Raw genomic sequence first — 13,141 nt, 5'->3', positions numbered from 1 at the left:
CCCCCCGTCAACGCCACCGGGGACGGGGCCGGATAGCTTGGTCGGAAACGCTTCCGGCCTTCCCCTCTCCCCATGGCTTCTGTCATCCTCTCCGCCGCCCGCACGCCCGTCGGGTCCTTTGGCGGCTCCCTCTCGTCCGTCTCCGCGCCTGACCTCGGCGCCACCGCCATCCGGGGGGCCCTCACCTGGGCCGATGTCGGGGAGGGCGACGTGGACGAGGTGATCATGGGCAACGTGGTGACGGCGGGGGAGGGGCAGGCGCCCGCCCGTCAGGCCGCGCTCGGCGCCGGCCTCCCGCAGTCGGTCCACTGCATGACCATCAACAAGGTCTGCGGCAGCGGGATGAAGGCCGTCATGCTTGCGGATCAGGCCATCCGGGCGGGCGACGCGCAGGTGGTGGTCGCGGGCGGCATGGAGAACATGTCCCAAGCACCGTTCTACCTCCCGAAGGCCCGCTACGGCTACGGCTACGGCAACGGCGAGTTGATCGACGGGCTCTTCCACGACGGGCTCCGCGACGCCTACGACGGCGTGGCGATGGGCGTGGCGGCCGACCAGTGCGGCGAGACGTGCGGGGTCCCCCGTGACCGTCAGGACGCGTTCTCGATCGAGAGCTACCGCCGGGCCCAGGCCTCGACGGAGAACGGCGCGTTCGCCGAGGAGATCGTGCCCGTCACGGTCCCCGGTCGGAAGGGCGACACCGTCGTCGACACGGACGAGGAGCCGGCGCGGACCAACTTCGATAAGATCCCGCAGCTCCGGCCCGTGTTCTCGAAGGAGGGGACGGTCACGGCCGCCAACGCGAGCACGATCAACGACGGCGCCGCCGCGCTCGTGGTCGCCTCGGCCGAGTGGGCGGAGGCGAGTGGGAAGACGCCGATGGCGCGGATCGTCGCGACCTCGCAGCACAGCCAGGCGCCGATGGAGTTCACGACGGCGCCCATCGAGGCCGTCAACAAGGTGCTCGACAAGGCCGGGCTGACGCTCGACGACATCGACCTGTTCGAGGTGAACGAGGCCTTCGCGGTCGTGGCGCTGGCGGCTCAGGACGCGCTCGGCATCCCGAGCGAGAAGCTCAACGTCCGCGGCGGTTCGGTTGCCGTCGGCCACCCGATCGGCGCGAGCGGCGCGCGGATTCTCACGACGCTCCTCCACGCCATGGCCGAGCGCGACGCCAAGCGTGGCCTGGCCGCCATCTGCATCGGCGGCGGCGAGGCCACGGCGATCATCGTAGAACGGGACTAGGGAGTGTCCCCTCGGGACTGGAGACCCTCCGGTTCCCGTGCATCCCCTCGCCCCCCAGTCCTTGCAGTCCCCAGTCCTCACTATGAACGTCACCGTTATCGGCGCTGGCACGATGGGCAACGGCATCGCCCACGTGTTCGCCCAGTCCGGCCACGCCGTCACGCTCGTCGACCTCGACCAGTCCCGCCTCGACGCCGCGCTCGGCACCATCGACGCCAACCTCGGCCGGCAGGTCAAGAAGGAGCGGATCACGGCCGAGCAGCAGGAGGCCACGCTCGGGCGCATCGCCACGCAGACCGACCTCGCCCGCGGCGTCTCCGAGGCGGACCTCGTCGTCGAGGCGGCGACGGAGGACGCGACGCTCAAGGCCAAGATCTTCGAGCAGATGGACGACGCAGCGCCCGAGGCGGCCATCCTCGCCTCCAACACGTCGTCCATCTCGATCACCCAGATCGCCGCGGCCACGCGCCGGCCGGATCAGGTCATCGGGATGCACTTTTTCAACCCGGTCCCGGTGATGACGCTGGTCGAGGTTGTCCGCGGCCTCGCGACGTCGGACGCGACGTACGAGACGGTCCGCCAGCTCAGCGAGGACCTCGGGAAGGTGCCCGTCGAGGTCAACGACGCGGCCGGGTTCGTCTCGAACCGCGTGCTCATGCCGATGGTCAACGAGGCCGTGTTCTGCGTCCACGAGGGCGTGGCGACGGCCGAGGCGGTCGACACGGTCATGAAGCTGGGGATGGCCCACCCGATGGGTCCGCTCACCCTCGCCGACTTTATCGGCCTCGACGTGTGCCTCGCCATCCTGGAGGTGCTCCACCGCGAGCTCGGAGAGGACAAGTACCGCCCGTGCCCGCTCCTCCGGAAGATGGTCGCCGCCGGCTACCTCGGCCGGAAGTCCGGTCAGGGGTTCTACACCTACGACTGACGGCCAGCCCGCGCAGAACGGACATTCCGCGGCCCGGCGAGACTGACGACTCGCCGGGCCGCTTCCAATCGGTGCCCGAAGCTAGATGCCGAAGGACATGAACTCGTCCTTGTCGTCGCTGCCGGCGTCCTCGGACCCTTCCGTCTTGTCCTCGCTACCGTCGTCCTCGCCCCAGGGGTCGGGGTCGGAGGAGGTGCAGGTCCAGGGGTCGATGATCTCCAGACACGTGCCCCCCGGACACCCGCGCTCGCCCTCGGGCTCATCGTTGGTGCTGGGATCCGTCCAGACGTGCGACGCACCCGTCTCGGTGAGGAGGGCGAACGCGGTGAGATGACGGGGGGACGGGATCCGGGCGCGCACGTCGACGCTGCCCTCGATCGGGCGGACGGACTCGATGAGGATCCATCCGTCAGGGCCGCGGACGGCGATCTGCTTGATGGCGCCGCGCCAGGAGGGGCGTGCACCGCGCTGGCGCGCGATGCGGATCGTCGCCGTGCGGAGGTCGCCCTCGGTCGAGGCATACGCGATGCGGACTTCGTGGCTCGTCGCGCGGCGCGGTCCGAGGAGGGGGCGCTGGCGGCCGAGACGGCGACGACGGGGAGCGCTAGCAAGAGGGCGAGGACGGGCAGGACGGAGCGCGTGGAAGAGGGGGGAGGCTCGTCGGTCTCTCCGCAGGGCCGGCGCCTTGCGGGTCAGCCCTGCCCTCGAATCGGCGCGGGCCCGGAAGGGATCGGCGCCCGCCAGGGCGGGTTCGAGAGGGGCACTCTCCTGGACCCATGCCCGACTCGCTGACCGTGTTCATCACCGGCGCCTCGGCCGGCATCGGCGCCGCCTGCGCCCGCGCCTTCGCCGCCCGCGGCGACCGCGTCGTCCTCGCTGCCCGCTCCACCGACGCCCTGGAGTCGCTCGCCGCCGACCTCAACGGCGCGCTCGGCGCGGGCACCGCCCTCGTCGTCCCGCTCGACGTGACCGACGCGCAGGCCCACCTCGACGCCGTCGCCGGCCTCCCCGACGGCTGGGCCGAGGTGGACGTGGCCGTCCTGAACGCGGGGCTGTCGAAGGGCCTCGACCCCGTGTGGAAGAACACCGTCGAGGATGTCGACCGGATGGTGGACGTCAACGTGAAGGGCGTGATCAACGGGCTCCGCGCGCTCGTGCCGGGGATGCTGGATCGCGGTCGCGGCCACGTCATCACGCTGGCCTCGACGGCCGGCCACACCGTCTACCCCGGCGGTGTCGTGTACTGCGCCACTAAGCACGCCGTCCGCGCGCTCACCGACGGGCTGAAGGTCGACCTCCACGGCACGCCGATCCGCGTGAGCGCCGTCTCGCCGGGGATGGTCGAGACCGACTTCTCGCTCGTCCGCTTCGACGGCGACCGCGAGCGGGCCGACGCCGTCTACGCCGACACGACGCCGCTCTCGGCCGAGGACGTCGCCGACGCCGTCGTGTACTGCGCCCACGCGCCGGCCCACGTCAACGTCCAGGAGCTCCTGCTCACGCCGCGCGTCCAGTCCGGCTTCACGATGATCGCCCGGGGCGAGGCCGCCGACCGCGTCGAGGGCCGGTAGCACCCGCCTCGGGCGGGTCGCCGAGGCGGGCTGACCTGGGCCGTGGTCGGGGTCCGGGAGCCGCGCCCGCCCCGACGCGTAGGGCGGGCGATGCCCCCGGACCTCGACCTCACCCGCCTCGGCGCCGCGCTCGCCGACCGCCTCCGCCGGCCGCTCCCCGGCCACGACGCGCACGCCGAGATGGCGCCGTTCCCGGCACGCGCCACCGTCGAGACCCTCTCGACCGAGCTCAACGAGGGGCGCCCCGCGGCGACGCTCGTGCTGCTGTATCCCGACGAGGCCGGCACGCCTCACTTCGTGCTGACTGTCCGCCGGTCGCACCTCCGCGACCACGCAGGACAGGTCTCGCTGCCCGGCGGGAGCCTCGAGGACGGCGAGACGCCCGAGGACGCCGCCCGGCGCGAGGCGTTCGAGGAGGTCGGCGTGGCGCCCGAAGCGGTCGAGGTGCTGGGTCGGTTGACCCCCATCTACATCCCGCCGTCGCGGTTCTCGGTCTGGCCCATCGTGGCGACGACGGCCGCGCGCCCGCCGTTCGTGGCGCAAGAGATGGAGGTCGCCGCCGTCGTCGAGGTCCCGTTGGCCGACGTGCTCGACGACGCACGCCGCGGGTCGTCCATGCGGGCGGCGCCGCTGGGCGAGTTCGACGTCCCGTTCTTCGACCTCGCCGGCCTCGAGGTGTGGGGCGCGACGGCCATGATGCTGGCCGAGTTCGTCGCCGTCCTCCGCGAGGTGGCCTGACGGTCAGGGTCTAGAGCTGGACTGGCTCGACCTCGCGGACGCCCTTGGCGCTCTCCTCGACGAACGCCGCCGGCCGGCTCGTCGAGTGGTAGAACAGCAGGAGGTGGCCCGCCTCGGCGGCCTCGGCGACGAGCCGGTCGCGCCACTCCTGGGACCGCTTCCCGTCCACGTCGTACTTCGCCTGATAGCGGCGCGTGACGGCACCCGGCGTCCCGAGAACGTCGCCGCCGAAAACGGCCTGGAGGTCGCCGGTCCTGATCCGAACGATCTGGTGCGCGCCCGTGTGCCCGCCCGTGACCTCCAGCGCGACCGGCCCTACCTCGGCATCGCCCTCGACCGCTACGAGCTGACCTTCCCGGTCGAGCGTATCGACGACGAGCTCGCGGGCACGCTCCGACTCGCCGTGGTAGCCCTCGGCCGTGACCTCCGCGTTCTGGATCACGTAGTCGGCGTTGGGGAACGTCGGCCGCCACTCGGCGCCGACGGGCGTGATGGCGCCGCCCGAGTGGTCGAAGTGGAGGTGCGACAGGACCACGCGGTCGACCGCCTCGGGCGCGACGCCGAGGCGGGCGAGGCCCTCGATCAGGAACTCGGTCCCCCGGCCCTCCGCCCACGACCCGAGGCCGGTGTCGATGAGGAACGTGCTCTCGGGCGCGCGGACCAAGAACGGCGTGACCGAGATGAACAGCGTCCCCTTCCGCGCCGGGTCGCCCTCGGCGTGCGGCACGAACCGCTTGTCCGTGCCGACGGTGAACCGCCCCTCGGGGAGCGCGTGGATCTCGAGGTCGCCGTACTGCACAGGTCGTCGGGGGAAGCGGGTGAGGGGACCGCTGCGGCCCGCTCCCGTTCCGCCTTTCCCATCGATTCGCTAGTCGTTCCCGGCCCGCTCGTAGGCCTCGATGATGTCCTTCACCAGCTTGTGGCGGACGACGTCCTCCTTGCCGAAGTCGATAAAGTCGATCCCGTCGACGCCGTCGAGGATCTCGCGGGCGCGGACGAGGCCGGACTGCGTGCGGCTCGGGAGGTCAGTCTGCGACGCGTCGCCGGTGACGATGGCGCGGCTGCCGGCGCCGAGGCGCGTCAAGAACATCTTCATCTGGCCCGCGGTGGCGTTCTGGGCCTCGTCGAGGATGACGAACGCGCTGTTCAGCGTCCGCCCGCGCATGTACGCGAGGGGGACGATCTCGACGATGTTCCGCTCGAGGTAGCTCTGGAGCTTCTCGCGCTCGATCATGTCCTCGAGGGCGTCGTACAGGGGCCGGAGGTACGGGTCGACCTTGTCCTTGAACCCGCCGGGGAGGAAGCCGAGGCTCTCGCCGGCCTCGACGGCCGGGCGCGTGAGGACGATCTTCTTGACCTGCCGGCTCTTCAGCGCGCCGACGGCGAGCGCGACGGCCGTGTAGGTCTTGCCCGTGCCGGCCGGCCCGACGGCGAACACGATGTCGGACTGGCGGGCGGCCTCGACGAGCCGCGTCTGGCCCGGCGTCTTGGCCTGGATCGTCCCGCCCGCCGGCGTGAACAAGATGGCGTCCTGGCCGGCCGAGCGGCGCAGCCCGGTCCCGACGCGCGCGAGGTCGAGGACCGTGTCGACGTCGTTCTCGGTGAGGTTGCCGTTCCGGTTCAGGATCATCACCAGCTCGCCGACCACGCGCTCGATCCGGTCCACTTGGGACTCGGGCCCGCGGAGCTTGAGCTGGTCGCCGCGCGCGACGACACGGGTGTCGGAGAAGGCGGACTCGATCTTGCGGAGGTAGACGTCGTTGAATCCGAAGAGCATCAGCGGCTCGGCGCCGTTGACGGTGATGGTGCGGTCGACGGTGTCGGTGATCTCGGCCAAGCGGTCGGGGGGCGTGGGGAGATGGAAGCTAGCGGGGCGGGGGAGACGACGGGGCGTCAGAGGCGGCTACGCGCGCGCGCGACCGGGGGTCCGGGATCGGACCGGGATCGGTGTGGGACGGACGGCGTACGGCGCGCATGATCGTCCGCACGCCCCTCGTCGTCCCGTTCACCAAGATGAACGGCGCCGGCAACGACTTCGTCGTCCTCGACAACCGGTTCCTCCACTTCTCCGACGACGAGCTCGCGGCGATCGCCCGGCGCTTTTGCCCGCGCCGCACCGGCGTCGGCGCCGACGGCCTCCTGGCGCTCGACGAACCGGCGAACGACTCCGACGCCGACTTCCGCATGCGCTACCGAAACGCCGACGGCTCCCTCGGGACGATGTGCGGCAACGGCGCGCGCTGCCTCGCCCGGTTCGCCGTCCGCGCCGGCCTCGGCGCCGAGGCGGACGGGGTCGTCCACCTCGCGTTCGACACGGACGGCGGCCCGTACCGCGCCCGGGTCGAGGGGGGCGAGCCGTCCGGCCCGGTCGAACTCGACGTGCCGCCGCCGCGCGGGTTCGGCGTGGCGGACATCTCCGGGGGCGAGCGTGTCCTCCAAATCTGGACCGGGACCGAGCACGCCGTCGTGTTCACGGCGGATGTCGAAACGGCCGACGTCGCGGGCGCCGGCCCGCGTCTCCGCCGTGATCCCGCGTTCGAGCCGACGGGTGCCAACGTCAACTTCGTCGAGGTCGTCGAGACGGGCCCCGAGGCGCGCGTCCGGGCGCGGACGTTCGAAAAAGGGGTCGAGGCCGAGACGCTCGCGTGCGGGACGGGCGCGATGGCCTCGGCTTTAGCGGCCCGCCTCGACGGGCACCTCGGCGACGCCGAGAGACAGTCGGTCGCGGTCGAGATGCCGGGCGGGACGCTGATCGTCGGTTTCCGCGTCGACGGCGACGAGATCTCGGACCTCACGCTCGCGGGGCCGGCCGAGACAGTCTACGAGGGCACCATCGCGTGGCTCGGGTGAGTCTCAGGCCCGACCGCGATAGAGGCTCGAGATCCCGAACGTCAGCGGCTTGACAGCCGGCGCGGAATAGCCGGCCGCACGCATCACCGCCAGGAAGTCCTCGCCGTCCGGGAAGGCGGCGACCGACTCCGGGAGGTATTCGTAGGCCTCCGACGAGCCAGAGACGGCCTTGCCGACGCGCGGGAGGACGTGCTTCGAGTAGAACTCGTAGCCCTGCTTGACTGGGAACGCCGTCGGGTGGCTGAACTCGAGGATGACGAGCGGGGCGCCCGGCCGGAGCACGCGGCGGATCCCCTCCAGCCCGGCCTGGAGGTCCTCGAAGTTGCGGACGCCGAACGCCACGAGCGCGCCGTCGAACCGGTCGTCCTCGAAGGGGAGGTCGGCCGCGTCGCCCTGGACGAGCGTGACGCGATCGGTCAGCCCGCGCTTCTGGATCTTCTCGCGGCCGCCGCTCAGCATGCCCTCCGAGATGTCGACTCCGACCACGTCGCCGCCGAGGCGGAGCGCCTCGATGGCGAGGTCGGCCGTGCCGGTCGCCACGTCGAGGAGCCGCTCGGGGCGGCCGTCGATGGCCTCGGCGAGGAACGCCACGGCCTGCTTCCGCCACCGGACGTCGATGCCGAACGACAGGACCCGGTTGAGCAGGTCGTAGCGCGGGGCGATCTCGTCGAACATGGCCTCGACGTGCTCGCGCTTGCCGGGGGCCTGGCCGATGGGCGGTTTGGTCACGATGGGAGGGGGCGGAGGGGACCACGTTACCGACCAGGGGCGCTCGGGGTGCCCGGGGTGGGTGAAGGCTCCATGCTTTCACTATTTTCTGAAACCCGAAGGCGGGAGGTCAGGTAGTTCCTGACACCCGTACCTTCGGACGTCCCCCCCGCGCCCGTGCCCGCCACCCCGCTCGCCCCGGCCTCCGCGCCCGCCCTCCGCCTCGCGAAGGCCCTCGATCGAGTCGTCCGCGGCTGGTCGGGACGTTGCGTCCTGCGTGTCGAAACGCCCGTCGACCCCGTCGACCCGCTCCGGTGGGTGGCGAGACAGAAGGGGGCTCCGGTCCACTACTGGCGGGGCCGGGGAGACGACGAGGCCCGTGCCGGCGTGGGCGCCGCCCTCACCATCGACGCCCGGTCACTCACGGACGCGGACGCGGTCGATGACCTGATGGGCTCGCTTCCGGCTGGCGCCCGCCTGTTCGCGACGGCCCGGTTCGATGCCGCGGCTGAGGTGGGGGAGGAGTGGGCCGCGTTCGGCGCGGTCCGCGTCGTGCTGCCCCGCGTCGAGCTCCGCTCGGATGGCCGGACGGCCCGGCTCGCCGTCCACCTCGCGCCGGGCGAATCCCCGACGGTGGCGCACGCCGCGCTCGCTGCGCTCTGTGGCCCCGCGCCCGAAGCCGAGGGCGAGCTCGCACTCCCGTACATGCGCCGGGACGATCCCGCGCGGGCGGAATGGGACCGGATGCTTCGCTGGTCGCTGGCGGCGTTCGAGGACGGCGATCTCGAAAAGGTGGTCCTCGCCCGCCGCGCGCGGTTCTCGTTCGAGGAGCCCGTCGACGCCGCCGGGCTGCTCCAGCGGCTCGAAGCGGCCACGCCGCGGTGTTACCACGCCCTCACGTCGCCCGACGGAGAGTCAGCGTTCCTGACGGCCACGCCGGAGCGGCTCGTCCGGATCGACGGTCGCGAGCTCTCGACGGAGGCCGTCGCTGGAACCCGGCCGCGCTCGGAAACGGACGCCGCCGACGACGCGCTCCGCGCCGAGCTCATGGCCAGCGAAAAGGACCGCCGGGAGCACGTCTACGTCCGCGACGCCATCGCGGACGCGCTCGCGCCCCTGGCCGAGCGCGTCGAGGTCGATTCCGAGGCCGGCGCGATGACGCTGGCCCGGGGCCGGCACCTCCACACCGGCATCCGCGCGACCCTGCCCGCCTCGACCGGCGTGCTCGACGTGCTGCGGGCGCTCCACCCGACGCCGGCCGTCGGCGGGACGCCCACGCCGGAGGCGCTCGACGCCATCGACCGGCTGGAGCCGTTCGACCGCGGGCTCTACGCCGGGCCTATCGGCTGGATCGGCCGGGACGAGCGGGGCCGCGAGGCGGCCGACCTCGCCGTGGGCATCCGCTCCGGGCTCGTCGACGGGCGGACGCTCTCGCTGTACTCCGGCGCCGGCATCGTCGCTGGCTCCGACCCGGCCTCCGAGTGGGCCGAGATCGAGCACAAGATCGGCGATTTCGCTCGCGTGCTCGGGCTCGACGCGCGCGTCGAGGCGTAGGCACCCGGCCCTCCGTCTCTCCCCGTGCTGCCGCACCTCGTCTCCGCCCCGAACGTCAACCACCTCTGGGCGGCGCTGCTCGTCGAGGAGTTGGTCCGCCAGGGGACGACGTTCTTCGTGGTCTGCCCCGGCTCGCGGAGCACGCCCCTCGCGGTCGCCGTCGCCAACAACCCGAAGGCCGAGGCGCTCGTGCACTGGGACGAGCGGGCCGCGGGCTTCGTCGCGCTCGGGTGGGGCCGCGCGACGGGCCGCCCTGCCGCCGTCGTGACGACCTCGGGGACGGCCGTCGCCAACCTGCTCCCCGCCGCCGTCGAGGCACGCCAGTCGGGCGTGCCGATGGTGCTCCTCACGGCGGACCGGCCGCCCGAGCTCCGCGAAACCGGGGCGAACCAGGCCATCCGTCAGCCCGGCCTGTTCGCGACCGTCGCCCTCTGGGCGCACGATCTTGGGACACCGACGCCGGCCGTGGACCCGGCGGTGGTCCTGACGACGGCCGCGGAAGCCGTTTCTCGGGCGTGCGACGGCGGGCCGGTCCACCTCAACCTCCCGTTTCGGGAGCCGCTGGGGGGGACGCCAGATGGATCCGACCCTTCGGTGCGATTGGACGCGCTGGGTGGGTGGGCAGGGGGAGAGGAGCCGTACACGCGCCGGCTCGCCCCGACGGTCCGCCCGGAAGTCGGCGAGCTCGCGCATGGGCTCCACGGGGTCGAGCGGGGCGTCGTGGTGCTCGGACCGCTCGACACGGAGGACGCCGAGACGCCGACCGCCGCGGCCGAGATCGCGGACCGGCTCGGCTGGCCGCTCCTCCCGGACCTCCTCTCGGGCGCGCGCCTCGGTCACGTCCCCGAGGCGGCGGTCGCGGTCGATCTCGCGCTGACGAGCGCCACCCTCCGCGCCCTCCACCCGGAGGCCGTCCTCCAGTTCGGCGGCCGGCCGACGTCGAAGCGCGTGGCCCAGTGGATCGCCGACGCCCGACCCGACCTCTACGTCCACGTCCATCCCCGTCGAGAGCGGATCGACCCCGTCCACCGGGTGACGCACCGGCTGGTCGCGCCGGTCGGCCCGGTCGCCATGGCGCTCGACGAGTCGCTGGCGTCGCGCGACGCTCGCCGCACGGGCCGCTTGGGAGACGGCTGGCGGTCCGGCTGGCGCGCGGCGTCCCAGGCCGCCCGCCGGGCGGCGGACTCCATTCTGGCCGAGTCTGGCCTCTCCGAGCCTGTCGTCGCCCGGGCCATCGTCCGCGCGCTCCCCAAAGGGGCGGGGCTCGTGGCGGCTGCGTCGATGCCCGTTCGGGACCTCGACACGTACGCCGAGGCGGGCGGGCCGGCCGTCGTCGTCACCGCGAACCGCGGCGCCAGCGGGATCGACGGGACGGTTGCCACGGCCGCCGGGTTCGCCCGCGGACGGGGCCTCCCGACGGGGCTCCTCATCGGCGACCTCGCGCTGCTCCACGACCAGACGAGCCTCGCGCTGCTCCGCGACGGGTTGCCGGTCATCGTCGTCTGCGTCAACAACGACGGTGGCGGGATCTTCCATCGGCTCCCCATCGCCCACGGTGAGGGCCGGTTAGTCGAGGACACGTTCGAGCGGTTTTTCGGCACGCCGCACGGACTGACGTTCGAGCACGCCGCGGCGCAGGCCGGGCTCGCGTACAACGCGCCGGAGTCCGTCGAGGCGCTGGAGGCCGCGATCGACCAGGGGTTGTCGTCGGGCGCGTCGGTGCTCATCGAGGTGCGGACAAGCCGTGAGCAACAGACCGCGCTCCGCCGTCGGATCGAGGCCGCCTGCGCCGAGGCCGTCGACCAGGCGCTGAGCGGGAGATGAGGCCGCCCGTCGTCCTGCTCCACGGGTTCCTCGGCCGCGGCGCCGACTGGGACTCCGTCCGCCTCGGCCTGCCGACGGACTGGGACGTCCACGCGCCCGACCTCCCCGGCCACGGGTCTGCCCACGCGCTCCCCGAGGCGGCCCACACCGTGGACGGCGCGGCCGACCTCGTTGCAAGCCAGGCAGAAGCTCCGGTCGACCTCGTCGGGTACTCGATGGGCGGACGGCTGGCGCTCCACGTTGCCGTGACGCGTCCGGAGGCCGTCCGGCGGCTCGTGCTCATCTCCGCCTCCCCCGGGCTCCGCGCCGAGGCGGAACGGGCCGAGCGACGGGCGCTCGACGCGGCCCGCGCCGCCGAGATCGCCGCCGACCTCCCGGCGTTCGTCGATCGCTGGTACCGGATGCCGCTGTTCAGTCTGCCCGACGATCTCCGCCACCGGCTCACGGCCGACCGGATCGCGCACAACGACCCGGCCGGCCTCGGGCGATCCCTCGAGGGCATGGGCACCGGCGCGCAGCCGAGCCACTGGGACGCGCTCGCCGGAATCCGCGCCCCGACGCTCGCCGTAGCAGGCGCCCGCGACGCCAAGTTCGTTCGTCTCGCTCAGCAGATGGCCGAGGCCGGCGGGTTCGAGACGGCCATCGTTCCCGGCGCCGCCCACCTCCTCCCGGCCGAGGCCCCTGACGCCCTCGCCGCGCTCCTCACCGACTTCCTGACCCGACCCGATCCGCCCTCCGATGGCTGAGACCAAGAAGAAGCACCACTTCACCGACCGCCCGACCGTCTCCGCCCCCTTCGAGTGGGAGTCCGTCGGCGACTTCGAGGACATCGTCTACGAGAAGGGCGCGCCCGGGACCGACACGGTCGGCATCGCGCGCGTGACCATCAACCGCCCCGAGGTCCGCAACGCGTTCCGCCCGACGACCGTCACCGAGATGATCCGGGCCATCGACGACGCCCGTGACGACCCCTCGGTCGGCGTGTTCGTGCTGACGGGCGCCGGCGACAAGGCGTTCTGCTCCGGCGGCGACCAGCGGATCCGCGGCGACCACGGCTACAAGGAGATGGCCGAGGGCCAGGAGACCGGCACGCAGCGGCTCAACGTGCTCGACTTCCAGACGCGGATCCGCAAGATGCCGAAGCCGGTGATCGCGGCCGTCAACGGCTGGGCCGTCGGCGGCGGGCACGTGCTCCACGTCGTGTGCGACCTCACGATCGCCAGCGACAACGCGCGGTTTATGCAGACCGGCCCGAAGGTCGGGAGTTTCGACGCGGGGTATGGCACGGCGCACCTCGCCCGGATCGTCGGGCAGAAGAAGGCGCGCGAGATCTGGTTCCTCTGTCGGCCCTACTCGGCACAGGAGGCGCTCGACATGGGCCTCGTCAACACGGTCGTCCCGCTCGCCGAGCTCGAGCGCGAGACGGTCCAGTGGAGCCGCGAGATCCTCCAGAACTCGAACATTGCCATCCGCATGATCAAGGCCGCCGCGAACGCCGACGAGGACGGCGGCGCCGGGCTCCAGGAGCTGGCGGGCCACGCGACGATGCTGTTCTACATGACCGAGGAGGGCCAAGAGGGCAAGAACGCCTACCTCGCCGGCCGCCCCCCGAACTTCGACGCCGACGGCTACCGACCGTAGCATAGGGCGGAGGTAGGATCGGATGAGGTCAGAAGGGGGCAACCCGAACGAACGTCACCTCCTGATCCTCACTTCTGACCTC

General features: G+C 72.6%; 13 protein-coding genes. 9 read left to right on the top strand and 4 right to left on the bottom strand.

The genetic code is table 11. The features are described from left to right. Positions 1 to 72: 72 nt before the first annotated feature. Entirely contained in the window at positions 73 to 1,245 is a 1,173-nt protein-coding gene (locus BSZ37_RS16360) for a thiolase family protein (RefSeq protein ID WP_095511582.1), read from the top strand. Between the two features lie 82 nt (positions 1,246 to 1,327). Then, positions 1,328 to 2,173 (top strand): 3-hydroxybutyryl-CoA dehydrogenase, encoded by an 846-nt coding sequence (locus tag BSZ37_RS16355; protein WP_095511581.1) that lies wholly within the window; start codon positions 1,328 to 1,330, stop codon positions 2,171 to 2,173. Between the two features lie 81 nt (positions 2,174 to 2,254). On the opposite strand, the gene BSZ37_RS16350 is transcribed toward BSZ37_RS16355, so the two are convergent. Further along, a complete protein-coding gene (locus BSZ37_RS16350; RefSeq protein ID WP_095511580.1) occupies positions 2,255 to 2,533 on the bottom strand; it encodes a hypothetical protein in 279 nt (92 codons plus the stop codon). 416 nt (positions 2,534 to 2,949) lie between these two features. Between BSZ37_RS16350 and BSZ37_RS16345 the strand changes: the two genes are divergently transcribed. Continuing rightward, complete coding sequence (locus BSZ37_RS16345; protein ID WP_095511579.1) at positions 2,950 to 3,744, top strand: SDR family NAD(P)-dependent oxidoreductase; 795 nt, start codon at positions 2,950 to 2,952, stop codon at positions 3,742 to 3,744. Between the two features lie 90 nt (positions 3,745 to 3,834). Further along, a complete protein-coding gene (locus tag BSZ37_RS16340) occupies positions 3,835 to 4,482 on the top strand; it encodes an NUDIX hydrolase (RefSeq protein WP_095511578.1) in 648 nt (215 codons plus the stop codon). A 10-nt stretch (positions 4,483 to 4,492) separates the two neighbouring features. On the opposite strand, the gene BSZ37_RS16335 is transcribed toward BSZ37_RS16340, so the two are convergent. Next, positions 4,493 to 5,281: an MBL fold metallo-hydrolase gene (locus BSZ37_RS16335; protein ID WP_179299699.1), complete on the bottom strand. Its 789-nt coding sequence runs from the start codon at positions 5,279 to 5,281 to the stop codon at positions 4,493 to 4,495. 69 nt (positions 5,282 to 5,350) lie between these two features. Beyond that, positions 5,351 to 6,259, bottom strand: a complete 909-nt coding sequence (locus BSZ37_RS16330; RefSeq protein WP_095512429.1) for a PhoH family protein — start codon at positions 6,257 to 6,259, stop codon at positions 5,351 to 5,353. Positions 6,260 to 6,456: 197 nt separating this feature from the next. Here BSZ37_RS16330 and dapF point away from each other — a divergent pair, with 197 nt between their 5' ends. Continuing rightward, complete coding sequence (dapF, locus tag BSZ37_RS16325; protein WP_095511576.1) at positions 6,457 to 7,332, top strand: diaminopimelate epimerase; 876 nt, start codon at positions 6,457 to 6,459, stop codon at positions 7,330 to 7,332. 3 nt (positions 7,333 to 7,335) lie between these two features. Here dapF and ubiE read toward each other — a convergent pair whose 3' ends face one another. Beyond that, entirely contained in the window at positions 7,336 to 8,064 is a 729-nt protein-coding gene (ubiE, locus tag BSZ37_RS16320) for a bifunctional demethylmenaquinone methyltransferase/2-methoxy-6-polyprenyl-1,4-benzoquinol methylase UbiE (protein ID WP_425442619.1), read from the bottom strand. Between the two features lie 153 nt (positions 8,065 to 8,217). On the opposite strand from ubiE, the gene BSZ37_RS16315 reads away from it, so the two are divergent. Genes BSZ37_RS16315 through menB form a run of 4 tightly spaced genes read left to right on the top strand, consistent with a single transcriptional unit; the run spans position 8,218 to position 13,059 of the window. Further along, complete coding sequence (locus BSZ37_RS16315; RefSeq protein ID WP_095511575.1) at positions 8,218 to 9,594, top strand: isochorismate synthase; 1,377 nt, start codon at positions 8,218 to 8,220, stop codon at positions 9,592 to 9,594. A 24-nt stretch (positions 9,595 to 9,618) separates the two neighbouring features. Continuing rightward, positions 9,619 to 11,418, top strand: coding sequence for a 2-succinyl-5-enolpyruvyl-6-hydroxy-3-cyclohexene-1-carboxylic-acid synthase (gene menD / locus BSZ37_RS16310; protein WP_179299698.1), 1,800 nt, complete (start codon positions 9,619 to 9,621; stop codon positions 11,416 to 11,418). Further along, positions 11,415 to 12,164, top strand: a complete 750-nt coding sequence (locus BSZ37_RS16305; RefSeq protein ID WP_095511574.1) for an alpha/beta fold hydrolase — start codon at positions 11,415 to 11,417, stop codon at positions 12,162 to 12,164. The genes menD and BSZ37_RS16305 overlap by 4 nt, the downstream gene beginning before the upstream one ends. Beyond that, the gene (menB, locus tag BSZ37_RS16300) at positions 12,157 to 13,059 is read left to right on the top strand and encodes a 1,4-dihydroxy-2-naphthoyl-CoA synthase (RefSeq protein ID WP_095511573.1); all 903 of its coding nucleotides are present in this window, start codon (positions 12,157 to 12,159) and stop codon (positions 13,057 to 13,059) included. Before BSZ37_RS16305 ends, menB begins: the two co-directional genes overlap by 8 nt. The last annotated feature ends 82 nt before the right edge of the window (positions 13,060 to 13,141 follow it).

Source organism: Rubrivirga marina, from assembly GCF_002283365.1.
In the GTDB taxonomy this organism is placed as follows: Bacteria; Bacteroidota; Rhodothermia; order Rhodothermales; family Rubricoccaceae; genus Rubrivirga; species Rubrivirga marina.
This window is presented reverse-complemented; position numbering and strand designations above follow the sequence as displayed.